Genomic DNA, 22,587 nt, shown 5'->3' on the forward strand with positions numbered 1-22,587 from the left:
GTGAGGTGCGCGACCGGGTCGCCGGGGGCGGCCTGGCCGGCGACGGTCGGCGGGGTGGGGACGGCGGTGGTGGTCACGCCGGGGCTCCTTCTTCTCGGGTGGCGGCAGCAGGATCGGCGGCGGTGGTGGGCCCGGCGGCGGCCTCGAACCGGGCGCGGGTGCAGACGCTGAGCAGCGCGCCCTTCTCCGGCTTGGCGATCGGGCCGACCACCTCGAAGCCGACGGCGGCGTTGAGGGCGTGCACTGCGGTGTTGCGGACGTCCGGCTCGACCACCACCCGCCGGGTCGCCGGGTCGGCGAAGAGCCACGCCATGACGGTGTGGATCACCGCGCGGGTGAAACCGTGCACGGGAGCGCCGGCGGGCGCGCACAGGAAGTGCATGCCCACGTCGCCGGGCTGGTGGTCGTACAGGCCGACCAGTTCGACGTGGGCCGGGTCGTAGCGCTCGGCCAGAAAGGCCGGGCTCCCCCGCCACAGGCCGAGGTACGCGTCATGGTGCGGGTGCGCGGCGATGCGCCGGTACTCCTCGATCACCTGCGCCTCGTCGGCGTCCTGCATCAGCCAGAACGCCGCCTTCGGGTGGGTCACCCAGCCGTGCAGCAGCGGGGCGTCGGCCTCCGGATCGAGGGTACGCAGGGCGAACGCGCCGAGCCGGTCGTCGACGCGGGTGAAGATCACGCTCACGAGTTCACCCCGAACTCCTGGAAGGTGATGCTCTTCTCGATCGGGTAGTGCTCCCGGCCGAGCAGCTCGCGGATGATCCAGGAGTTGCGGTACGCGCCCATGCCCAGATCCGGTGAGGTGATGCTGTGCGTGTGGGTGCCCGCGTTCTGCAGGAAGATGCCCCGCCCGCTGTGGTCGATGCTGTAGTTGCGGGCCACGTCGAAGCGGCCGTGCGCGTCCCAGCGAATCCGCCTCCGCACCGGGGCCAGGAACTCCGGCACCCGGTAGTGGTAGCCGGTGGCCAGCACGAGCCCCTCGGTGCGCAGGGTGAAGTCCCGCTCCTGCTCCACGTGCCGCAACCCGAGCGTGTATTCCCCGTCGCGGTGGGCGGCGTCGACCAGCTCGGTGTTGGTCAGCAGCCGGGTGCGCGCCGGCCCGTCGACGCTGTGCGCGTAGAGCAGGTCGAAGATGTCGTTGATCAGGTCGGCGTTGATCCCCTTGAACAGGCCCTTCTGCTCGGCCTCCAGCCGGTAGCGGGTCGCCTCGGGCAGCGCGTGGAAGTAGTCCACGTAGTCCGGTGAGGTCATCTCCAGCGTCAGCTTGGTGTATTCGAGCGGGAAGAACCGGGGCGAGCGGGTGACCCAGTTCAGCTGGTAGCCGTACCGGTCGAGGTCGCCGAGCAGGTCGTGGTAGATCTCGGCGGCGCTCTGCCCGCTGCCCACCACGGTGATGCTGCGCTTGGTACGCAGCGCGTCCCGGTGCTCCAGGTAGCGCGAGTTGTGCACGGCGTCCCCGCTCAGCCCGGCGACGGCGGCCGGCAGGTGCGGCGGAGTGCCGGTGCCGAGTACCAGGTGCCGGGCGCGGTAGGTGACGGTCTCGGACCCGCCGGTGGTGGCCCGCACCACGTACCGCTCGTCGGCGCTGTCGTACTCCACTGTGGTCACCGTCTGGCCGAAGCGCAGGTTCGGCAGCTTCGCCGCCGCCCACCGGCAGTACGCGTCGTACTCGCTGCGCAGCGGGTAGAAGCTCTCCCGGATGTAGAACGGGTAGAGCCGGCCGATCTCCTTGAGGTAGTTGAGGAACGAGTACGGCGAGGTCGGGTCGGCGAGGCTCACCAGGTCGGCGATGAACGGCGTCTGCAACCGGGCCGACTCCAACAGCATGCCGGGGTGCCAGGCGAGGCTCGGCCGAGCTTCCAGGAACACCCCGTCCAGCTCGTCGATCGGCGCGGTGAGACAGGCCAGGCCCAGGTTGTACGGGCCGAGCCCGATGCCGACGAAGTCGTGGGTGGACATCTTCTTCTCCAGGCGCGGGTTCGAGGTCAGCCGACGGGGCAGGTCAGGTCGGCGGCGAGGGTGTCGCGCACGTACCGGCCGGCGTGGCCGGCGATCAGTTCGAGCACCTGGCCGACGTCGTCGACTGTCGTGGCCGGGTTGAGCAGCGTGAACTTGAGGAAGTGGCGGCCGTCCACCCGGGTGCCGGCGACCACGGCGAGGCCGGAGGCGGCCAGCGCCTCCCGGGCGTACAGGTTGGCGGCGTCGGCCAGCTCGCGGCCCGGGCCGGTGGGCAGGTAGCGGAAGACCACGGTGCTCAACTGCGAGCGGGTCTCCACCTCGAAACGCGGGTCCTCGCTGACGAGCTGCCACGCCACGGCCGCGGTGTCGACCACCTCGTCGAAGAGCGCGCCGAGCGCGTCCGGACCCATCACCCGCAGGGTCAGCCAGAGCTTGAGCGCGTCGAACCGGCGGGTGGTCTGCAGGCTCTTGTCGACCTGGTTGGGGATCTGCTGCTGCACCATCCGCGCCGGGTTGAGGTAGTCGGCGTGGTACGTGGCGTGCCGCAGCGCCCGCCGGTCGCGGACCAGCAGGGCGCTGGAGCTGACCGGCTGGAAGAACGACTTGTGGTAGTCGACGGTCACCGAGTCGGCCCGCTCGATGCCGTCGAGCAGGTGCCGGCGCGTCGACGAGACGAGCAACCCGCAGCCGTACGCAGCGTCGACGTGCAGCCAGACGCCCGCCGCCGAACAGATCCCGGCCAGCTCCGCGAGCGGGTCGATGGAGCCGAAGTCGGTGGTGCCGGCGGTGCCGACGACTGCCATCACCACCAGCCCGGCCTGCCGGCACCGGGCGATCTCGTCGTGGACGGCGGCGGGCCGGATCCGCCGCTGCGCGTCGGTGGGCACCGCGATCACCGCGTCCGGGGCGAGACCGAGGAGCTTGGCCGACTTCTGCACGCTGAAGTGCCCGGCGGCAGACGTGAGCACACGCAGTCGGGGCAGCAGCTCCGTGCGGGCCGCCGGGGTGATCGCGCCGGCGCACGCCTCCTCCCGGGCCAACAGCAACGCCTGGAAATTGGACTGGCTGCCCCCGCTGGTGAACACGCCGTCGGCGTCCGGGCCGAGGCCGACCCGGGCGGCGGTCCAGTCGATCAGTCGACGTTCGATGAGCGTGGCGCCGGCGCTCTGGTCCCAGGTGTCCAGGGAGGAGTTCACCGCGCTCAGCACCGCCTCGCCGAGCAGTGCCGGGATGACCACCGGGCAGTTGAGGTGGGCCAGGTAGCGCGGATGGTGGAACCAGACGGCGTCGCGCAGGTAGACGTCCTCCAGCTCGTCCAGGGCCGCGCCGGCGTCGCCCAGGGGCCGGTCCAGGTCGACGGTGCTCACGAGGGAGGCCAGCTCGGCCGGAGCGATGCCGGTGACGGGCCGGTCCACGGTGGCGACCCGGCGGGCGACCCGGTCGACACCGTCGGCGATCGCCCGCCGGTACTGCTCGACCGAGCCGTCGTGCAGCAGCTGCGCCCGCGCCGCGGGCAGCGGGCCGGTCGGGACCGGTGGTGCGGCGGCCTGCGCCCCGGCCGGCACGGGCGGGTCGGTCTCGACGGGGTACGTCGGCACGGTCACGAAGATGTCCTCCACGTTCTCGACGATGGGCAGCCGGAACCCTCCCCCGGCGCGTCCGCGCCGGGGGCCGTGCTGCGTGTGTGGTGGGTCGCTACTCAGGCGCTGGCGCCGGCCAGCGCCTCGGAGCGCAGGTCCTCCTCGGACCGCCCGCGCCGCCAGTAGCCGGCGAAGGTCACCCGTCGACGGTCGAAGCCGCGCTCGCCGACCAGGTGCCGGCGCAGCGCCCGCACCGCGCCGGACTCGCCGGCGATCCAGGCGTACGGGGTGCCGGCGGGCAGCCGGGCGGCGCGGAGCGCGCTGACCAGCAGGTCACTGCCGGGTGCGGTGCTGCCGCGCACGATCCAGCGGATCTCCGCGGCGGCCTCGGTGGGCAGCTCGGTGATGTCCGCGGCGTCCGGGACCTCGATCCAGGCCCGCACCCGGGTGCCGGCGGGCAGCCAGGCCAGGATCCCGGCGGTGGCCGGCAACGCGGTCTCGTCGGCGGCCAGCACCACGAGGTCGGTGTCGTCCGGCGGGCGGAAGCAGACGCTGCGGTTGTCGTACACCGCCGGGCCGAGCAGCAGCACCCGGTCACCGAACCCCGCCAGGCTGGCCCACCGCGAGGCGGGGCCGGTGCCGCCGTGGCCGACGAAGTCGATGTCCACCTCGCCGGCCGCCGGGCGGTGCTCCCGGATGGTGTACGAGCGCATGACCGCGCGGACGTCCGGCGCGAGGGCCCGCCAGGCGCCGAACCAGTCCTCGCCCCGCTCGACCGGGACGACCGGGGCGTCCTGCCCGGGGTGCGGCAGGAACAGCGAGACGCTCTGGTCCCGGCCGCCGCCGGCGAAGTCGGTCAGCTCCGCGCCGCCGAAGGTGACCCGGATCAGCGAGGCGCCGACCTGTCGGGCCCGCACGACGTGCGCGGCGAAGAAGCGGTACTGCAGGGCGACGGGTTCGACGGTGCTGGTACTCATGGCGTCAGCTGACCTTCTTCGCGTTCCGGATGGCGGTGGCGAGGTTCTCCAGCAGCGGCGCGGCGCCGGCGTACGAGAAGCGGGGCACCGCGTCCCACGGGGTCACCTGGTTGGCCCGTACGGCGGGCAGCTGCTGCCAGGTCGGCTTGGCGGTGAGGTCCTTGGGTTGCAGGGCGGTGTTGCGGTTGTCCAGCAGGATCAGGTCGGCGGGGAACTTGCCGGCGTTCTCCCAGCTGAGCGCCTCGAAGTAGTCGCCGGCCTCGAGCTTGGTGGGGACCACGATGTCGACGCCCAGCTCGGCGAAGTACATGAGGTCGGTGCTGACCTTGGGGTTGGAGACGTAGAACAGGTCGGGGCTGCCGGAGCAGGCCATCACCTTGATGCCCGGGTTGGCCTTGACGGCCTGGCGGACAGCGTCGGCGGCGGCGTCGAAGCGGGTCTTCGCATCGGTGACCTTCTTGGCCGAGAGATCGGCGCCGAGCGACTGCGCCAGGGCGGCGTACCGCTCGATGGGCTTGGTCATCGGCACCCGGGCGGTGGTGACCGCCACGCTCGGCGCGAGCGGCAGAATCTTGTCCTTGCTCTCGTCCGGCACGTACCAGAGGGCGTCCGGGTCGTACATGTGGGTGACGAGTAGGTCGGGGCGCAGGGCCGCGTACTTCTCCAGGCTGAACTCACCCCACACGTTGCCGAGGATCTCGACGCCCTCAATGTTCAGGTCGCCGGCCTGCGGGTCGGCAGTGCCGTCGGCCCGCTTGGTCTCCCCGAACACCCCGACAAGCTGCTTGTCGAGACCGAAGTCGACCAGTGCTGCCGCCACTCCCGTGAAGGCCACCACGCGCGCCGGGCGGGCCGCCGCCTCGATCTTCTTGTTGCGGTCGTCGGTGAACGACCAGGGGCCGCCGGCGTTGCCGCTGCCAGCGGGCTTGGCGGCGTCGTCCTTGCCGCAGCCGGCGAGCAGCGCGGCCAGCGTGGCGGCACCACCGGCGGCCAACAGGCCACGACGAGAGAGGCGACGGGCGGACAGTGCATCGGGCATGGTGTCGTCTTTCGATCAAGGGAAGGTCGGGGTCGACCGGGACAGCTGGGTTAGGTTAGCCTAACCTCGGTAGTTGTCAACAGCGGTTCGCCGTGTCGCCACACCCCCGGAGCCCACACTGGACGCCACACCCACCGTCACCGCACCGGCACCCTCCGTGCCGGATCGGTCGACGGCTCCTCCCAAGCGACACCGGGCGGCCCGCACCGTCGGCCTGCTCGGCGCCGTCGCGCTGCTCGGCGTGATCCTGGTGCTCAGCATCGCGGTCGGCGCGAAGTCGTTGCCGCTCGCCGACGTCTGGTCCGGGTTGCTGCACCGCGACGCCGCCGAGTACGCGGTGGTGCACCGGATGCGCCTGCCCCGCACCCTGCTCGGGCTGCTCGCCGGCACGGCGCTCGGAGTGGCCGGCGCCGTGATGCAGGCCCTCACCCGCAACCCCCTCGCCGACCCCGGGCTGCTCGGCATCAACGCGGGCGCGTCGGCCGCCGTGGCCACCGCCGCCTTCCTGGGCGTCACCGCCATCGGCGGGTACGTCTGGTTCGCGCTGCTCGGCGCCGCAGTGGTCACCGCGCTGGTCTACGCCGTGGGCGGCGGGCGCGGCGCCACCCCGGCCCGCCTCGCGCTGGCCGGCGCGGCGCTCAACGCCACCCTGTACTCGTTCGTGAGCGCGGTCATGCTGCTGGACACCGCCTCGCTGGACCGGCTGCGGTTCTGGACTGTCGGTTCGCTGGCCAGCGCGGACTCCGCGACCGTGACCCGGGTGGCGCCGTTCATCCTGGTCGGCCTGCTCGTCGCGCTCGGCGCGGCCCGTCCGCTGAACGCCCTCGCGCTCGGCGACGACGCGGCCCGGGCCCTGGGCGCCCGACCGGCAGTGATCCGGGCCGCCGTGATCGTCGCGGTCACCCTGCTCTGCGGCGCGGCGACCGCTGCCTGCGGCCCGATCGTCTTCGTCGGCCTGCTGGTGCCCCACCTGGTACGCGCGCTGACCGGGCCCGACCTGCGCTGGCTGCTGCCGTACTGCGCGGTGCTCGCGCCGGTGCTGCTGCTCGGCGCCGACGTGCTGGGCCGGGTGCTCGGCCGCCCCGGTGAACTCCAGGTCGGCATGGTCACCGCAGTGCTGGGCGGCCCGCTCTTTCTGTGGCTGGTCACCCGGGGACGGGTGGCGCACCCGTGAGCGCACGCACCAGCAGTCCCGCGCGGCGAAGTGGAGCGGTGACGTGACGGTGATCCGTACCCCCGGTGGGTTGTCGGTGCGGTTCCGCCCCCGCGCCCTGGCCGTCGGTGTCGGCGCGGCGGTGCTCGCCGCCGGCCTCGGTCTGGTCGCGATGGGCAGCGGCGACTACCCGATGGGCCCGACCGACGTGCTGCGCACCCTGACCGGCGGCGGCAGCGCGGCGGAGCAGTTCATCGTGACCGAGCTGCGCCTGCCCCGGCTGGTCACCGCCCTGCTGGTCGGCGCCGCGCTGGCGCTGGGCGGCACGGTGTTCCAGTCGCTGGTGCGCAACCCGCTGGGCAGCCCGGACATCCTCGGTTTCACCCAGGGCGCGTCGACAGGCGCGCTGGTGGTGGTCGTCCTGGGCGGCGGCAGCCTGGCCCTGGCCGGCGCCGCAGTCGTCGGCGGCCTCGCCACCGGCCTGCTGATCTACGCGCTCGCCTGGCGACGCGGCGTGCACGGCTACCGGCTCGTCCTGGTCGGCATCGGCGTCGCCGCGATCCTCACCGGCGTCAACGGCTACCTGCTGACCCGGGCCCCGCTGATGGACGCCGCCCGCGCGGTGCTCTGGCTCACCGGCAGCCTGGACGGGCGGGGCTGGGCCAACGCCGGGCCGCTGCTCGCCGTCACCGCAGTGCTGGCGCCGCTGCTGCTCGTCGCCTGCGCCCCGGCGCTGCGGATGATGGAGCTGGGCGACGACACGGCAAACGCACTCGGCGTGCCGGTCCGCCGGCTGCGCCTGGTGCTGCTCGCCGCGGCGGTGCTGCTGGTCTCGTTCGCGGCGGCGGCCGCCGGCCCGGTGTCGTTCGTGGCGCTCGTCGCGCCGCACGTGGCCAAGCGGCTGACCCGGGCGCCCGGCCCGAACCTGCTGCCCTCGATGGCGGTCGGCTCGGCCCTGCTGGTCGGCGCCGACCTGCTGGCCCAACGCGCGTTCACCGGGCACCAACTGCCGGTCGGCGTGGTTACCGGAGTGCTCGGCGGCGGCTACCTGGTCTGGCTGCTGGCCGTCGAACGCCGGGCGGGCCGGCTGTGAACACCCCCACCGAAGGAGCACCCATGACGTCCCGCCTCGGCGGCACCGCGCTGACCCTCGCCTACGACCGGCGCACCATCTCCGAGGATCTGACCGTGGCGGTGCCCGACCGGTCGTTCACGGTGATCATCGGGCCGAACGCGTGCGGCAAGTCGACCCTGCTGCGCGCGCTGTCGCGGATGCTGCGCCCGAGCGCCGGCGCCGTGCTGCTGGACGGTCGGGACATCCACGACCTGCCCGCCCGCAAGGTGGCCCGCACCCTCGGCCTGCTGCCGCAGTCGTCGATCGCGCCGGACGGGATCGGCGTCGCCGAACTGGTCGCCCGGGGCCGCTACCCCCACCAGGGCCTGCTGCGGCAGTGGTCGCGCGAGGACGAGCGGATCGTCGACGAGTCGATGGCCGCCACCGGGGTCGCCGACCTCGCCGACCGGCCGGTGGACGAGCTGTCCGGCGGCCAGCGCCAGCGCGTCTGGATCGCCATGGCACTGGCCCAGCAGACACCGCTGCTGCTGCTCGACGAGCCGACCACGTACCTCGACATCGCCCACCAGATCGAGATCCTGGACCTGTGCGCCCGGCTGCACGAGGAGCAGGGCCGTACGCTGGTCGCGGTGCTGCACGACCTCAACCACGCCGCCCGGTACGCCACCCACCTCATCGCGATGCGTGACGGGCGGGTGGTGGCCGCCGGCGACCCCCGCGAGGTGGTCACCGCCGATCTGGTGGCCGACGTGTTCGGGCTGCCCTGCCGGGTCATCGACGACCCGGAGACGGGCACCCCGCTTGTCGTCCCCGCAGCCCGTCGGCGCGCGACCGAGCCGGCATGAGCACGCGGCTCTTTCGCGACGGGTGGGGCGTGCCGCACGTACGCGCCGACGACCCGCTCGCCCTCGCGACGGCGCAGGGCCGGGTGACCGCGTACGACCGGGCGTGGCAGATCGAGGTGGAGCGGCACCGGTCGGCGGGCACCAGCGCGGCCTTCCTCGGCGTCGACGCGCTCGCCTGGGACCGGTTCGCCCGCCAGGTCCGGCTCGACGACACCGCCCGCCGTTGCCACGCCAACCTGGACGCGGCGACCGCCGAGTGGGTGGGCGCGTACGTGGACGGGGTGAACGCCGGCCTCGCCGCCGGGGCGGCCCGCGCGCCGGAGTTCGCCGCCACCGGCCTGACCCCCGGCCGGTGGGAACCGTGGACGCCGCTCGCCGTGTGGCTGGGGCACCACATCCTGTTCGCGGGGTTCCCCGGCAAGCTCTGGCGCGAGCACGTCGCGCGGTGCCTCGGCCCGGCGGCGGTCGAGGTGTTCGCCACCGACGGGCCGGCCGTCGCCGGCAGCAACGGCTGGCTGCTCGCCGATTCCCGCACCGCCACCGGCGCCGCGCTGCTCGCCGGCGACCCACACCGCATTCTGGAGGACCCGGGCGTCTACCAGCAGATCCGGCTGGCCTGCCCGGAGTACGACGTGGTCGGCCTGGCCGTGCCCGGCGTCCCGGGCATCGCACACTTCGGCCACACCGGGACTGTGGCGTGGGCCATCACCAACGCAATGGCCGACTACCAGGACGTCTACGCCGAGCGGCTGCGCCGGCACGGCACCGGGGTGCGGGCGCTCGGCCCGGACGGCTGGCGCGAGGCGCACGTCCACGTCGAGACGATCGAGGTGGCCGGCGCGGAACCGGTCCGGGTGGAGGTGGTGGAGACCGACCGGGGGCCCGTGATCGCCGGCGGGCCGGACGACGAGACGGCCTTGAGCCTGCGTTACCCGCCCCGGGTCCGCGGCGAGCTGGGCTTCGCGACGCTACCGGAGCTGCTGCGCGCCCGTACCGTGTCCGATGTGGACGAGGCCCTGCGGCACTGGGTGGAGCCGGTCAACGTGGTGCAGGCGGCGGACACCGCCGGCGGTCTGCTGCACCGGGTCGCCGGGGTGGTGCCGCTGCGGCACCCGGACAACTGCCGCCGGGTGGTCCCGGCCTCAGACGCCGCGTACGCCTGGCGCGGCTGGCACGCGCCGATGCCCCGCGCCGAGGTGACCGGCCGGGCGGTGATGGCCAACGAGCGGGGGCTGGCGGCGCCGCTCGGCGTCGAGTTCGCCGCCGCGCACCGCGCGCGCCGGATCACCGAACTGCTCGACGCCGGCCGGGACTGGACGGCCGCGCAGATGCCCGCCGTGCACACCGACACGCACCTCGGGTCGGCCGGACCGCTGCTCGCGGTGCTCGACGGGCTGGGAGGGCTCGGCCCCGCCGCCGCCGCGCTGCGCGACCGGCTGCTGCGCTGGGACCGCCGGATGAGCGCCGACAGCACCGACGCGGCGGACTTCGCCCTCCTGCGGGCCGCTGTCGTCCGCCGGATCGCCGCCCACCCGGCCCTGGCCACGCTGGCCGAGCCGCCCGCGTACCCCGAGGTGTTCGCGCCCTGGTTGGCGCTGACGCCGCGGGTCGGTCACGCGCTGGAGCACCTGCTCGCCGGCAGGTCGCTGCCCGGCGTGGACCCGGCGGCGGAGGTACGCGCGGCGGCCGAGGAGGTCGCCGCCGCGGCGGCCGGCCCGGTGCCCTGGGGTGACCTGCACCGGCTGGCGGCCTGGCGGGCGCTGCCCGACCCGGACGCGACACCCGGTCCCCGCCTCGACGGCGACCACGACTGCGTGCTGGCCACCTCCAGCGTGCCCGGGGTCACCCACGCGTGCTTCCGCGGGCCGGCCGCGCGGTTCGTCTGGGACCTGGCCCGCCGCCAGGACAGCCGCTGGGTGGTCCCGCTGGGCGCCAGCGGCGTGCCCGGCGATCCGCACCACGACGACCAGCAGCCCGCGTGGCTGGCCGGCGAACTGCTGCCGGTCACCACGGACTGGGACCGCCTCACCGAGGAGACCGATGAGCACTGACGGTCAGCACCACCGGCGCGACGTCCCCGGGTTCGGGGTGGTCACCATCCGCCCGGTACGCCCGGACGAGGACGCCGACCTGCTGCACGGCTGGGTCACGACCGAGCGGGCCCGGTTCTGGGGAATGCGCGAAGCCAGCCGCGAGCGGGTGCGGGAGATCTACGCGTACCTGGATTCGCTCACCACGCACCACGCGTACCTGGCGCACCGCGACGGCGTGCCGGCGGCGCTGGTGCAGACGTACGAGCCGGGAGCCGATCCGGTCGGCGGGTGCTACGAGGTGCGCCCCGGCGACATCGGCGTCCACCTGCTCGTCGGGCCCCCGGGAAGCGTCGAGCGGGGTTTCACCGGCGCGCTGTTCGGCGCGATCCTGGAGTTCGTCTTCGCCGACCCGACCCGACTGCGGGTCGTGATGGAACCGGACGTCCGCAACGACCGGATGCTGCGGCGGCTCCTGCGCAGCGGGTTCCGGGCCGGCCCGGTGATCGACCTGCCCGAGAAGCAGGCGCGGCTGCACTTCCTCGACCGCCCGGAGGGCACCGGCTGAGCCGCACCGCCGCCGGCTGAGCCGCACCGTCGCCGGCTGAGCCCGCGACGACGCCGGCCGCCGACCGGGATGCGTGCGGCACCCCGACCGGCGGCCGGCCGCCCTCACTGCAGACCGAACGCCCGGGTGATGCTCTGGCTCACGGTGTTGCCGGCAGTGTCACGCGCGCTGGTCCGCAGGCTCACGAAGCGGGCCTTCGCCGGGGCGTCCAGGGTGGTACGCCAACCGTCGCCGTGGCGGGTGAGCCGCGGCTTCTGCCAGGTCCGGCCGTCGTCGTAGGACACCTCGACGGTCACCGGACCCACCGTGCCCGACACTCCGGCCAGGTGGGAGGCGACCACGGTGAGCGGCGCCCGCCGCGACGCCGTACCGTCGCGGTCGATGGCCACCTGGTAGTCCAGCTGGATCATCGGCAGCACCTCCGAGGACTCCGCGCCGGTGGCCGCCGAGCGAAAGCCCCACTCGGTGCGGGTCTGCCGGGAGTACGGGTTGGTCCACGCCGCCCGGTCGTTCTCCACCACCAACCGGTACGGCAGCCGCTGCGCGGACAGACCGCCCACCTGCAGGTACTCGGCGTTACCCCAGTTCAGCTCCTTGTCGCCCTGGTAGAGGGTGGTCCGGTTGACCATGTCGAAGTTGGCGTACGCCTCACCGATGTGCCCACCACCGTCGCCCCAGCCCGGCGCGGGCAGATAGACGGTGTCCAGGTACCGGACCGGCACGTAACCCCCGCCCATCCGGGGCCGCTGGATCGGCCCGAACCACTCGACCCGACTCGACCGGTCCGCCGGGTAGGTGGCCACCGCCATCAGGTGCTGGCCGGTCTCACCGGCGATGAACGCGTCGTCGACCCACCGCTGGTCGGCGCTCACCCAGTCGGTCCGCCGGCCCTGCGCCGGGGCGGGCTCCTGGTTGCTCGACGCCCAACCCCGCCAGACGTCGGTGCGGAACTCCAGCGCCTTGCCCTGCCGGTAGTTGCGGAACTCCACGTCGACCCGGGCCAGTTGCCGCTTCGTCGGCCGGTAGGTGGGGTCGGCCGGCGCCGCGCCGGTCCAGTGATGCGCCACGTCGTACAGGTAGGTCGTCTCCGGGTGCGAGTCGACGGTCAGCCGCACCGGGCCGCGCTCCAGCGCCGCGATGAGCTGGTCGCCCTCGTCGGCGCCGAGCGTCGCCACGGTCACCGGGGCCGGGCTCTCCGGGCTCCACGCCGCCTCGTCCCACGGCTGGAGCCGGCCGACACCGTCGTTGACCACCAGCAGCAGCGTCGCCCCGGCCGCCGCGGCGGCCTGCGCCCGGGCGGCGATGTCCACGGTGTCGCTGCGCCGGACAACCACCGCCCGATCCCGGACGGGGTGCTTCGCCGACGCGTCGGCGACGTACACCGCGTCCATCTGGCGGCGACCCGCCGGCAGTGCGGGGGTCGCCCGCTTGACCAGCAGATCGTCGTACGACCGGCCGCCGGCCGCAACGGTCAGCGCCGGCTGTTCCAGCCGCCACCGGGCACCGAACTCGAACTCGCCGTCGGTGACGGCGCGGCCCGTCGGCAGCGCCCACATGCTGTCGTACGAGTCGTCGGGCAGCACCTGGCTCTCGGTGAGGCCGTTCGCGGTGGACCGGTGGATGTCCATCCGCAGCGCGGTGGCGGTGGCCTCCTGCGGCACCTCGGCGCGCACCTGGCGGGCGGCCCGCGCGTCCAGGGTGACGGTGCGGTCGGTGTTCAGGTTGACGTCGGTGAAGCCGAGCATCGCCATGCCCTTGGAGCGCGGCCCGTGCACACCGCGCACGTCGGTGGTGAGCCAACCGGACCAGTTCGCCACCGGCAGCCGCAGCGTCGCGGTGCCGCTCTCGGGCAGGTCAACGGCGGTGAACAGGCCGTCGGTGGTGAGGATGACCTTGCCGGCGAGCGGCTTGCCGTCCCGGTCCTTCGCGACAAGCGTCAGGTTCTGCCGCTGGCCCTCCTTGCCCGCCCCGATCAGGGTGCGACCGCGCACCGTACCGGCGCCGTCGGTGGCGATGATCGCGCCACTGACCTGCTTCTCGACCGGCAGCCGGTCGTACGCCGCGGTGAGCGTCACCGTCGCGGTGCCGGCGGCGGGCACGGTGACCGTGTCAGCCGACAGGGCGAAGAGGCCGGCCGGCGCGGTCGGCGCGTCGACGGACAGCTTCAGCGTGATCGGCGTGCTGGCGGTGTTGGTGTAGGTGACCGTCCGGTCGACGGTGCCGCCGGGCTGCTGCGGCCACGCCTGGAAGCCGGAGTAGGCGCTCGGCGTGGCGAAGACGGTGGCGCGCACGGCGGCGACCGCGTCCACCCGGCCCGCGCCGGCCTGGTACGGGGTGTAGTCCGGGGTGGCCTTGACGGTGCTGACCAGCGCCTCCTTGATGCGCTGGCCGGTCCAGTCGGGGTGCGCGGCGGCGACCAGCGCGGCCGTGCCCGCCACGTGCGGCGTCGCCATCGACGTGCCGCTCATCAACGTGTAGTCCCCGGACCCGCGTACCTGGTGGGAGCGGGCGGCCAGGATGTCCACGCCGGGCGCGGTGATCTCGGGCTTGAGCCCACCGTCACCGGCGCGCGGACCCTGGCTGGAGAAGTCGGCGAGGTGGTCGGTGGAGTCGACGGCGCCCACGGTGAGCGCGGAGTTCGCCGCGCCCGGGCTGCCGATGCTCGCCGGGCCGCTGTTGCCGGCGGCGATCACGAAGAGCGCGCCGGTCTCGGCGCTGAGGCGGTCGACCGCCTGGCTCATCGGGTCGCTGCCGTCGGTGGCCTCACCACCCAGGCTCATGCTGACGACCCGGGCCTTCTGCTCGCGGGCGGCCCACTCCATGCCGGCGATGATCCACGAGTCCTGCCCGCTGCCCTCGCTGTTGAGCACCTTGCCGACGTGCAGCCGGGCGCCGGGCGCGACGCCCCGCTCGACGCCACCGGACGCGGCGCCGGTCCCGGCGATCGTCGACGCGACGTGCGTCCCGTGTCCCTTGTAGTCGAGGATGTCGGGCTCCTCGGGCACGAAGCTGCTCGACGCGGTGATCTGCCCGGCCAGGTCCGGGTGCTCGGCGTCCGCGCCGGAGTCGAGCACCGCGACGTCGACACCGGCGGCGGTGTTGCCCCCGGCCCAGACGGCCGGCGCACCGATCTGCGCGGTGGACTCGGCGAGGTCGGCATGCACCCGGCCGTCCAGCCAGACCTTGGCGATGCCGCCCGCGAGCGTCGGGGCGGCACCGGCGCGGCGGGCCGTGCCGGTGGTGAGTGCGCCCCAGAACCGGTCGGCGGTGCCACGGGGGCGGGTCAGCGCGGCGCCCCGAACGCTGTCCAGCGGCCGGACCAGCTCCGCACCGTCCACAGTGGGCCGGGTGCGGGCGCGGGCCGCGGCGTCGGTGAGCGTCACGATCAGCGGCAACGCGTCCGAGTGCGCGTCGTCGTACCCGTCGGCGATGAGATCGGTGACGTTGAACAGTTTGCGATCCAGCAGACCGCCGGTGACGTACGGCAGCGCGGCGTCCGGGTAGACGTAGGTGTCGCCGTCGAGCACCGTACGGTGGAAGGTCGGCGTGCTGCCGTCCGGCCGACGGACGGTCGAGACGGTGCTGCCGTCGGCCGCGGTCGTGACGGTGACGATGTCGCCGGTGATCAGGGTGACGCTGGACGCCCGGCCGGGCGCTGCTGGCGGCTGGCCGACGGGGCGGGCCGGGTTGTTCGGCGGGGCGGCCGACGCCCCCGTGCCGGGTGGGGTGAACCCGGCGGCCAGTGTGAGGGCGGCACCGAGGGCGATCAGCCCGGATCGGCGGCGCCTGGAAGACAGAGCCACGATGACCTCTTTGTGTCGAGGAGCGGTACGCAGCACAGCATCAGGGCAACGCCCACCCCTCGTACCCCGCCGCCCCTCGGCGCGTTGACGCCATGACGCAACCCCGCCACGGTCCTTCCCCCACCCTCCCCCGCCGATCTTGCACTTACTGTCGTCGACCTATCCCGATTCACGGCTTTCGTGGGGACAGAAAGTGCAAGATCGGCGCAGTGAGAGGGTGGGGGTCAGGGGTGGTGGGTGGTCAGCTTGGCCAGTTGGTCCAGTTGGGTCGGGTCGGAGAGGGCTGATCCGACGGCTGCCACCCGTACGCCCGCGTCGAGGAACGCGGCGGCGTTGCCCGCGTCCAGGCCGCCCGTGGCGACGAAGCGCAGCTGCGGCAGGGGGCCGGCCATGGCCCGGAACCAGGCCGGCCCGAGGGATATCGCGGGGAACGCCTTGAGCCAGGTCAGGCCGTGCCGCAGCGCCTGCTGCGCCTCGGTGGGGGTGGCCACGCCGGGCAGGTGCGGCAGGCCGCGGGCGGCGGCGGCGTCGGCGACCGTGAGGTCCAGACCGGGCGCGACGGTGAAGGCTGCGCCCGCGTCGGCCGCCGCCGCGACCTGCTCGGCGTCGAGCACGGTGCCGGCGCCGACGATCCGGCCCCGCGCCGCGCCCGCCTCGACGGCAGCGCGCAGGGCGGGCACCGCGTCCGGGGTGGCCACCGGCACCTCCACCACGAGGATGCCGAGATCCCAGGCGCGCTCGGCGAGCCGGACGGTCTCGGCGACCGGCAGGCCGCGCAGGATCGCCATCACCCGGGCACCGCCGAAGATGTGCGCGAAGTCCGCTGTGGTCATGGTCCACTCCATCCGAGGTCACGGGAGATCTGCTGGGTGGTGGCCAGCAGTCGGGGTAGCAGGCGGCGCAGGTCGGCGAGGGTGGCCACCACCGTCGGGGCGGTCACCGACACCGCCGCGCTGACCGATCCGTCGGCGTGGCGCACCGGCGCGGCCACACAGGTGATCAGCGGCTCGAACTCGCCGTCGTCGGCGGCCCAGCCCTGCTCGGCGACGGCCGTCAGCTCCGCGCGCAGGGCGGCCGGGTCGCAGATGGTGGCCGGGGTGTACGCCCGCAGCGCGGCGCCCTCGACCAGCCGGGTCAGCTGCGGGCGGTACGCGAGGACCACCTTGCCGACCCCGCTGGCGTGCAGGGGCGCGGTGCGGCCGATCCGGGAGTACATCCGCACCTGGCCACGGGCCTCGATCTTGTCCACGTAGACGAGGTCGTCGTCGACCAGCTGGGCCAGGTGGATGGTGTGCCCGCAGTCCCGGCCGAGCGCCGCCAGGTGGGGACGCGCCACCGCGCGTACGTCCAGGGAGTCCAGTGCCTGCTGCGCGAGGTCGATCAGTCGTAGGCCCACCGTCCAGCCGCCGTCGGTGCGGCGGGCGAAGCCACCCGACTCGAGGGTCTGCAACAGTCGCAGCGCGGTGGACTTGTGCACGCCCAGGTCGGCGGCCACACCACCGAGCTGCGCGGGCTCGCGCGCCAGCAGTTCGAGCACGCGCATCGCCCGGTCGACGCCCTCGGACACCTCAGCCCTCCGCCGGTACGCGGGTCAGGTCGGGTGGTGACCAGGGGCCGTCGAGCAGCCGCTGAAACCAGGACCACTGTGGCAGCGGCGCATTGTCGCCGGCACTGCCCAGCGCCTGCGCGGCGACGAGGTGGCCGAGGCGCAGGCGCCGCTCCGGGTCGAGGTCACGCAACAGCCCGGCCAGGTAGCCGGCGGCGAACGCGTCTCCGGCGCCGACCGGTTCCACCACCGACACGCGGGGCGCCGGGACGATCACCGGTGCGGCGTCGCGGCACAGGGCTGTGGCGCACACCGCGCCGTCCTTGATGACCACCGTCCGTGGGCCGGGCAGCAGCCGGCGTACCGCGGCGGCGTCGGCGGCGCCCCAGAGGGCGTACGCCTCGTCCTGGCCGACGAAGACCAGGTCGCTGCGGTCGGCGAGGTCACGCAGCACCGGCGCGGCCCGCTCGGCGGGCCAGAGCCGCGCCCGGTGGTTGACGTCGAAGCTGACCAGCGCGCCCGGCAGCGGCCGGTCGGTCACCGCGTGCTCGACCAGCGCCCGGCAGGAGTCGGAGAGCGCCGGGGTGATCCCGGACAGGTGCAGCACCCGCGCGCCGGCCAGCCGTGGGTCGGCCAACGCGCCGGCGTCCATCCGGGACGCGGCCGAACCGGCCCGGTAGTAGTGCACGGCGGTGCTCGTCGGGCCCGGATCCTTGAGGTAGAGGCCGGTCGGGGCGGCCGGGTCCACACCCACCAGGTCGACGCGGACGCCGGCGTCGGCGACGTGTCGGACGACGGCTCGGCCGAAGGGGTCGTCGCCGACGCGGCTCACCCAGGTCGTCCGGTGGTCGAGGCGGGCCAGGTAACCGGCCACGTTGGACTCCGCGCCGCCGACCGAGACGGCGACCCGCCCGGCGTGCTCCAGCGGCTCGCCCGGCGGTGGGCACAGCACGACCATCGTCTCCCCCACCGTGACGACCTCGGCCGGCGGGGAGCCGGCCGGGGCGGCAGCGGGGTCGGGTCGGGGCTTGCTCGACATGGCGGCACACGTCCTGGGGAAAGGGTCCGGGGCGCCGCCGAGCCTAGGCGCGTTGTGCCAGCCGAGCAACCCGTTGCGGTGAGCGCAACGCAGGTCAGGGCAGGGTCAGCCCGTACGCGGCCAGCACCTCGCCGATCGGCTGGTAGTAGGTGGTGCCGCCGGAGGTGCAGTTGCCGCTGCCCCCGGAGAGGATGCCGATGATGGTGCCGGTGGACGCCACGTACAACGGGCCGCCACTGTCTCCCGCCTCGGCGCAGATGTTCGTGCGGATCAGGCCGTAGATCACGCCGGTGGCGTAGTTGACGGTCTGGTTGAGGCCGGTGACGCTGCCGCAGCGGACCCCGGTCGTGACGCCGCTGCGGCACACCGCCTGACCGACGTACGCGGTGCCGGGGCCGTTGATGGTGAGCAGCCCGGGATAGGTGTAGACGGCGCTCGGGTGGGCGATCCGGCCGGTGTAGCGGATCAGCCCGTAGTCGTTGCCGGGATAGCTGGTGGCGGTGCGGGTGCCGAGGGCCGTGGTCTGGGCGCTGTCGGCGTACCAGGTGGCGGCGGCGGTGGTGCAGTGGCCGGCGGTGATCACGTAGTAGGTGCTGCCGCTGCGCGCGTTCGCGCCGAGCGAGCAGCGCGCGCCGCCGCCGTAGATGCCCTGCCCACCGGCGATCAGGGGGCGCAGCGTTCCGGGCTCGTGGCGCAGCAGCGCACCGGCCCGGTCGGCCGCCGCCCGCAGCACGGTCAGCTCGCCGGGGGCCACGGTGTCGTCGACGGTGACTGTCATCCGGCCGGTTGCGGGGTCGAGGCCCCAGGCCGTGCCCGCGGTGCGTACCCCGGTCAGCAGGGCGGCCGGGTCGGCGGCGGGCGCGGCGGCCCGGTCGGGGACGGCAGCCTGCGCCGCGCCGGGCGCGACGAACAGCAGGATGGTCAGGACGAGGGCGACCAGCGGGGAGCGGCGCATCCGAACCTCCGAAGAGATCGAGATTTATGGATGCGGTAAAGCATCGCCCGGCGTCCGACGCCGTGGCAACCTCCGGCCGTCCTCTTCCCCGACGGGCGGGAATCGCCGATCCCGGGACGACCCGCGCCGAGGCCGCCGATAATCCTCGAAGACACGGCGGGAGGCCGGGCATGACCACCGGAGGCACCAGGGCGCTGGTACGCCGGCTGGACGGGTCGACCCGGGCCACGCTGCTGGAGCTGCTCTTCGACGTGGTCTTCGTGGCCGCGCTCGCGCAGACCTCGAAGCTCCTCGCCGACCAGGAATCCTGGGCCCGCAGCGCGGCGGTGTTGCTGATGCTGACGGCCATCTGGTGGACCTGGTCGGTCACCTCCACCACGACCGAGTTCTACGACCCGCAGCAGCGCCCCATCCAGGCCATCCTGATGATCGCCATGGTCGGATCGGTGGGGATGGCGGCATCGCTGCCGATGATCACCACAAGGCAGGCCATTGCCTTCGCGCTCGCCTACGTCGGCACCCACGTGGCGCGGGGCATCGTCCTGGTCAGCACGTTGTACCGGCAGCGGCACCGCTCGGCCATGGCGCGAGCCAGCCGGTTCCTGTTCTGGTTCCTGGTCTCCGGCGTCCCCTGGATCATCGGCGCGCTGGCCGACAGCGCGCGGTGGTGGATCTGGATCATCGCGATCGCGATCGACCTGATCTCCGCGGCGGCACGGTACCCCACACCCTGGCTCGGGCGGGTGCCGCTCGACCAGTACGACCGGACCACTGCGCACCTGGGCGAGCGGTACCAGCAGTTCGTCATCCTGGCTCTTGGCGACATCATCCTGGTGCCCACCCTGGAAGTCAGCCGCAGCGAATTCGACCACCTCCGAGTCACCGCCCTGCTCTGCGCGTTCGCGATCATGCTGCTGCTCTGGCAGATCTACGTCTATCGGGCCGGTGAGTTGCGCGAAACCGCGTCCGTGTCAATGCCCGGCCGGTCCTCCCGGATCGCTCCGTACACCCACCTGGTACTACTGGTCGGCGTGCTCGTCACGGCGGCCTCCTTCGATCTTGTCGTCGACCGACCGACGGGAACGACACCGGTACGGTGGCTGATGCTGATCATCGGCGGACCGCTGGTGTTCGTGCTCGGCCGGGCAGTGTTCGCCTACCTGCTCTCCGCCCGCGTGCCGTGGCGGCGAGTGGCGTCGCAACTGCTCCCCCTGCTGGTGCTGCCCTGGGCCGGCGGCTGGCCACCGGTGCTGGTCACCGCGATCGTGGCCCTCGCGCTGGCCGGGCACGTCCTGGCCCCCAGGGGCGGCAGCCGGGAAACCACGCGGGGGCTCAGACTGCGACGGCCCGCCGGATGACCCTCGACGGTCAGACGAGGTGCCGACCGGCCCAGTCGGCGAGGTCCCGGGCGCAGGCGTCCACCGACTCCCGCCACGTGCGGGCAGCGCCGTCGCCCGCCTCGTCGCTGACCTGCTTGATCAACCGGCAGGGCACACCCGCCTGGGCGGCGGCCCACGCCACCGCGTACCCCTCCATGTCGACCAGGTCGGCACGCTGGGCCAACCGGTCCCGCGCGTCGTCGTCGGCCACGAACGTGTCGCCGGTGGCCAGCACCGCCCCCTCGGCGGCCAGGGCCAGCGGCGCCCCGTAGGTCTCCCCGGTGAGCGTGCGCAGCAGGTCGGTGTCCAGGTCGTGTTGGAGCACCGTGGCGACCTCGTGGATGCCCGCCCACCCGGGGCGCAGCGCCCCGGCCGTGCCCAGATTGAGCAGCAGGCTGGGGCGCGGCCCCGCGGCCAGCACCGCCGCGACCGCGCTGGCGGCGTTGACCTTGCCCATGCCGGTGAGCAGCACCGGCAGGTCGGGCGGCAGGTAGCGGGCCTCCTCCCCCACGGCGAGCACCACCAGCGGACGATCAGCGCGGACCGTACCCCGAAGAATCACCGGAGCATCCTAAGGGCCGGTGTCGACCGGTCCGCTGTGCACCCAGTCACCATCCAGGTTCGTCTCACCGCACGTCCAGACTCGTGCGGCAGGCTGGTCCCGCGACCATCGGACCCGCCCGGCCACACCGCCGCCGACCACCGGCGACGCCGCCCGGGGGTCCGGGCCGCCGACGAGAGAGGTGACGAGGGTGTACGACGGACAGGAGTTCCTCCGCGACAAGCGGTGGTGCCTGAGCAGGCGGACGCTGCTGACCGGAGCCGGCGCACTCGGCGCGGCGGGGCTGCTGAGCGCCTGCGGTGCCGGTGACAGCTCCGCCAGCCGGGCGGCTGCCGCCCCGGGCACTGTGCTGGCCCGCACCGGCGACGTGCCGGTCGGCGGCGGCACTGTCGTCGACGGGGTCCTGGTCGTCCAGGCCGAGGCCGGCACCTTCACCGCATACGACGCGACCTGCCCCCACCAGGGTGTACGGGTCGGCGCACCGCGCGACGGAGTGATCACCTGCCCGGCGCACAACTCCACGTTCGCGGTCGGCGACGGCTCCCGCCTGGGCGGGTCCGCCACCCGGGGGCTCACCGAGATTCCCGTACGGGTCGACGGCACCGACATCGTCCGCGCCTGACCGCCGTCCCGCCGGCGGTCAGTCGTCGGTGAACCGGTACAGCACGAAGTCCTTGTCCGCCCCGCACGCGATCACCCGGGTGTTCCACGAGCAGGACGCGCTGCGCACGTCGACGAGCTGGCCCAACTCGTCGACGTCGCCCGACTCGGCCCACACGCCGGCCACGCTGCGGTTGTCCGCCACCGTGCTGGTCGGCTCGGCGAAGACGAGCAGGTTGCCGGCGTCCAGTCGGGCCGCCACGCCGGGGCGGTCGGTAAGCACCGCCTTGCCGGCGGCGTCGAAGAGGGTGACGGTCGCCTTCGGGTACTCCCGTTGGGTCAACACCTGCTCGCCGACCGGGACCAGACCGGTCGCGCCCGGTGCCGACCAGGAGATCGCCGGCTTCCCCTCGGTCGCCGCGACCACCTCGGTGCGCTCGGCCTCGCTGTTGCGCACCTGCACCAGGCAGGCCCGCCGCTCGCCGCAGGCCACCAGCGTCTTCGGCCGGTACTCCGCGTTCCCGGCCCGGTAGAGGACCACCGGCGCCGCGTCGGAACCCAGGTCGTACGCCAGCACCTGGTACCCGCCGTCGGTGGGGGCCACGTACAGGCGGTCCTCGTGCGCCACCACCAGGTCGTCGAGGTCGGCGACGTTGCCCCACTCGCGCAGCACCGAGCCGGAGGACATGTCGAGCAGCCGCGCCGACCGGTCGGCCCCGATCTGCACGAGCCGTCGCCCCTTGCCCGTCCACGGGTCACGGGCGCCGCCGTCGAGGTACGCCGGCCCACCCGCCGCCTCGTCGGTGCCCACCGGCCGGACGACGGTACGCGCGCCGCCGTACTGGTCACGCGGGTTGGGCCTGCTCCACTTGTCGGTGCCGTCGCCCAGCTTCAGGCCGACCAGCCGTCCGGCGGCCCGGTCCACCAGCACTGCGGTGTCGTCGGAGAAGTAGACGTCGTCGTCACCGCGGACCGCCCGGTGCCAGCGCTGGGCGCCGGAGCGGGCGTCCAGGACGGCCAGTTCACGCGGCGTGCTGTCGCCCGGCGCGTCGGCGAGGACCGCGACCGCCCCCGGTACGGCCACCAGGCCGGCCCAGTCGTCGGCGGTGACACCGGTCTGCCGGCGCCACAGCTCGTCGCCGGTGCCGGTGTCGACGGCGACCACCTCCAGCCGGTCGTCCGGCAGCGGGTACCCGAGGTAGGCCCGGTCGCCGAGCACCGCTGTCCACATGCCGCCGGGCCGCTCGGCGCCGGCCGGCACCCTCGACAGCTCGCGCAGCGTTCCGAACTCCAGGTCCGGGTAGCGGTCCCGCAGCAGGTAGAGCGTGGCCGCGGTGGCCACCCCGGCCAGGGCGAGCACCGCGCCGAGCACCACCCACCGGGCCCGCCGCCAGGTCGTACCGCCGGGCGGGGTGGGCGTCGGCGTGGCATTCGCCGCGCCGACCAGCGTGCCCCCGGCGCCCGGCGGCTCCGGCAC

At 74.0% G+C, this 22,587-nt stretch carries 19 protein-coding genes; 7 read left to right on the top strand and 12 right to left on the bottom strand.

The window, feature by feature from the left end; all coding sequences use genetic code 11:
- Positions 1 to 73: 73 nt before the first annotated feature.
- The 5 genes from B0E54_RS07575 to B0E54_RS07595 all read right to left on the bottom strand — a co-directional run bounded on the left by B0E54_RS07575 (position 74) and on the right by B0E54_RS07595 (position 5,555).
- Positions 74 to 685, bottom strand: coding sequence for a GNAT family N-acetyltransferase (locus tag B0E54_RS07575; RefSeq protein WP_234582545.1), 612 nt, complete (start codon positions 683 to 685; stop codon positions 74 to 76).
- Positions 682 to 1,959 (bottom strand): lysine N(6)-hydroxylase/L-ornithine N(5)-oxygenase family protein, encoded by a 1,278-nt coding sequence (locus B0E54_RS07580; RefSeq protein ID WP_234582546.1) that lies wholly within the window; start codon positions 1,957 to 1,959, stop codon positions 682 to 684. Before B0E54_RS07580 ends, B0E54_RS07575 begins: the two co-directional genes overlap by 4 nt.
- 26 nt (positions 1,960 to 1,985) lie before the next feature.
- The gene (locus B0E54_RS07585) at positions 1,986 to 3,563 is read right to left on the bottom strand and encodes an aspartate aminotransferase family protein (protein ID WP_374109254.1); all 1,578 of its coding nucleotides are present in this window, start codon (positions 3,561 to 3,563) and stop codon (positions 1,986 to 1,988) included.
- Between the two features lie 95 nt (positions 3,564 to 3,658).
- On the bottom strand, positions 3,659 to 4,516 hold the full coding sequence (locus tag B0E54_RS07590) for a siderophore-interacting protein (RefSeq protein WP_234582547.1): 858 nt from the start codon (positions 4,514 to 4,516) through the stop codon (positions 3,659 to 3,661).
- Positions 4,517 to 4,520: 4 nt separating this feature from the next.
- Positions 4,521 to 5,555 (bottom strand): ABC transporter substrate-binding protein, encoded by a 1,035-nt coding sequence (locus tag B0E54_RS07595; protein WP_234582548.1) that lies wholly within the window; start codon positions 5,553 to 5,555, stop codon positions 4,521 to 4,523.
- Positions 5,556 to 5,628: 73 nt separating this feature from the next.
- Between B0E54_RS07595 and B0E54_RS07600 the strand changes: the two genes are divergently transcribed.
- Genes B0E54_RS07600 through B0E54_RS07620 form a run of 5 tightly spaced genes read left to right on the top strand, consistent with a single transcriptional unit; the run spans position 5,629 to position 11,226 of the window.
- Positions 5,629 to 6,729 (top strand): iron chelate uptake ABC transporter family permease subunit, encoded by a 1,101-nt coding sequence (locus B0E54_RS07600; protein WP_308195340.1) that lies wholly within the window; start codon positions 5,629 to 5,631, stop codon positions 6,727 to 6,729.
- A gap of 43 nt (positions 6,730 to 6,772) precedes the next feature.
- Positions 6,773 to 7,801, top strand: a complete 1,029-nt coding sequence (locus B0E54_RS07605) for an iron chelate uptake ABC transporter family permease subunit (RefSeq protein ID WP_234582549.1) — start codon at positions 6,773 to 6,775, stop codon at positions 7,799 to 7,801.
- Positions 7,802 to 7,824: 23 nt separating this feature from the next.
- Positions 7,825 to 8,628, top strand: coding sequence for an ABC transporter ATP-binding protein (locus B0E54_RS07610; RefSeq protein ID WP_234582550.1), 804 nt, complete (start codon positions 7,825 to 7,827; stop codon positions 8,626 to 8,628).
- Positions 8,625 to 10,679, top strand: coding sequence for a penicillin acylase family protein (locus tag B0E54_RS07615; RefSeq protein WP_234582551.1), 2,055 nt, complete (start codon positions 8,625 to 8,627; stop codon positions 10,677 to 10,679). The genes B0E54_RS07610 and B0E54_RS07615 overlap by 4 nt, the downstream gene beginning before the upstream one ends.
- Positions 10,669 to 11,226 carry a GNAT family N-acetyltransferase gene (locus B0E54_RS07620; RefSeq protein WP_234582552.1) on the top strand — a complete coding sequence of 186 codons (558 nt, stop codon included), beginning with the start codon at positions 10,669 to 10,671 and terminating at the stop codon, positions 11,224 to 11,226. Before B0E54_RS07615 ends, B0E54_RS07620 begins: the two co-directional genes overlap by 11 nt.
- 104 nt (positions 11,227 to 11,330) lie before the next feature.
- Here the strand turns inward: B0E54_RS07620 and B0E54_RS07625 are convergent, their stop codons facing one another.
- The 5 genes from B0E54_RS07625 to B0E54_RS07645 all read right to left on the bottom strand — a co-directional run bounded on the left by B0E54_RS07625 (position 11,331) and on the right by B0E54_RS07645 (position 18,569).
- The gene (locus tag B0E54_RS07625; RefSeq protein WP_234582553.1) at positions 11,331 to 15,029 is read right to left on the bottom strand and encodes a S8 family serine peptidase; all 3,699 of its coding nucleotides are present in this window, start codon (positions 15,027 to 15,029) and stop codon (positions 11,331 to 11,333) included.
- A gap of 224 nt (positions 15,030 to 15,253) precedes the next feature.
- On the bottom strand, positions 15,254 to 15,862 hold the full coding sequence (locus tag B0E54_RS07630) for a bifunctional 4-hydroxy-2-oxoglutarate aldolase/2-dehydro-3-deoxy-phosphogluconate aldolase (protein ID WP_234582554.1): 609 nt from the start codon (positions 15,860 to 15,862) through the stop codon (positions 15,254 to 15,256).
- Positions 15,859 to 16,596 (bottom strand): IclR family transcriptional regulator, encoded by a 738-nt coding sequence (locus B0E54_RS07635; RefSeq protein ID WP_234582555.1) that lies wholly within the window; start codon positions 16,594 to 16,596, stop codon positions 15,859 to 15,861. The genes B0E54_RS07630 and B0E54_RS07635 overlap by 4 nt, the downstream gene beginning before the upstream one ends.
- 1 nt (position 16,597) lies before the next feature.
- Entirely contained in the window at positions 16,598 to 17,614 is a 1,017-nt protein-coding gene (locus B0E54_RS07640) for a sugar kinase (RefSeq protein WP_234582556.1), read from the bottom strand.
- A gap of 94 nt (positions 17,615 to 17,708) precedes the next feature.
- Positions 17,709 to 18,569 carry a S1 family peptidase gene (locus B0E54_RS07645; RefSeq protein WP_234582557.1) on the bottom strand — a complete coding sequence of 287 codons (861 nt, stop codon included), beginning with the start codon at positions 18,567 to 18,569 and terminating at the stop codon, positions 17,709 to 17,711.
- Positions 18,570 to 18,739: 170 nt separating this feature from the next.
- Here B0E54_RS07645 and B0E54_RS07650 point away from each other — a divergent pair, with 170 nt between their 5' ends.
- The gene (locus B0E54_RS07650) at positions 18,740 to 19,927 is read left to right on the top strand and encodes a low temperature requirement protein A (protein WP_234582558.1); all 1,188 of its coding nucleotides are present in this window, start codon (positions 18,740 to 18,742) and stop codon (positions 19,925 to 19,927) included.
- Between the two features lie 10 nt (positions 19,928 to 19,937).
- Here B0E54_RS07650 and B0E54_RS07655 read toward each other — a convergent pair whose 3' ends face one another.
- Positions 19,938 to 20,510 carry a nucleosidase gene (locus tag B0E54_RS07655; protein WP_234582559.1) on the bottom strand — a complete coding sequence of 191 codons (573 nt, stop codon included), beginning with the start codon at positions 20,508 to 20,510 and terminating at the stop codon, positions 19,938 to 19,940.
- Positions 20,511 to 20,700: 190 nt separating this feature from the next.
- Here B0E54_RS07655 and B0E54_RS07660 point away from each other — a divergent pair, with 190 nt between their 5' ends.
- Positions 20,701 to 21,132, top strand: a complete 432-nt coding sequence (locus B0E54_RS07660; RefSeq protein WP_234582560.1) for a Rieske (2Fe-2S) protein — start codon at positions 20,701 to 20,703, stop codon at positions 21,130 to 21,132.
- Positions 21,133 to 21,150: 18 nt separating this feature from the next.
- Here B0E54_RS07660 and B0E54_RS07665 read toward each other — a convergent pair.
- Positions 21,151 to 22,587 (bottom strand): PQQ-binding-like beta-propeller repeat protein (locus tag B0E54_RS07665; RefSeq protein ID WP_234582561.1); only part of this gene is annotated, 1,437 nt, incomplete at its 5' end.

It is taken from the genome of Micromonospora sp. MH99 (assembly GCF_021442385.1).
GTDB lineage: Bacteria > Actinomycetota > Actinomycetes > Mycobacteriales > Micromonosporaceae > Micromonospora.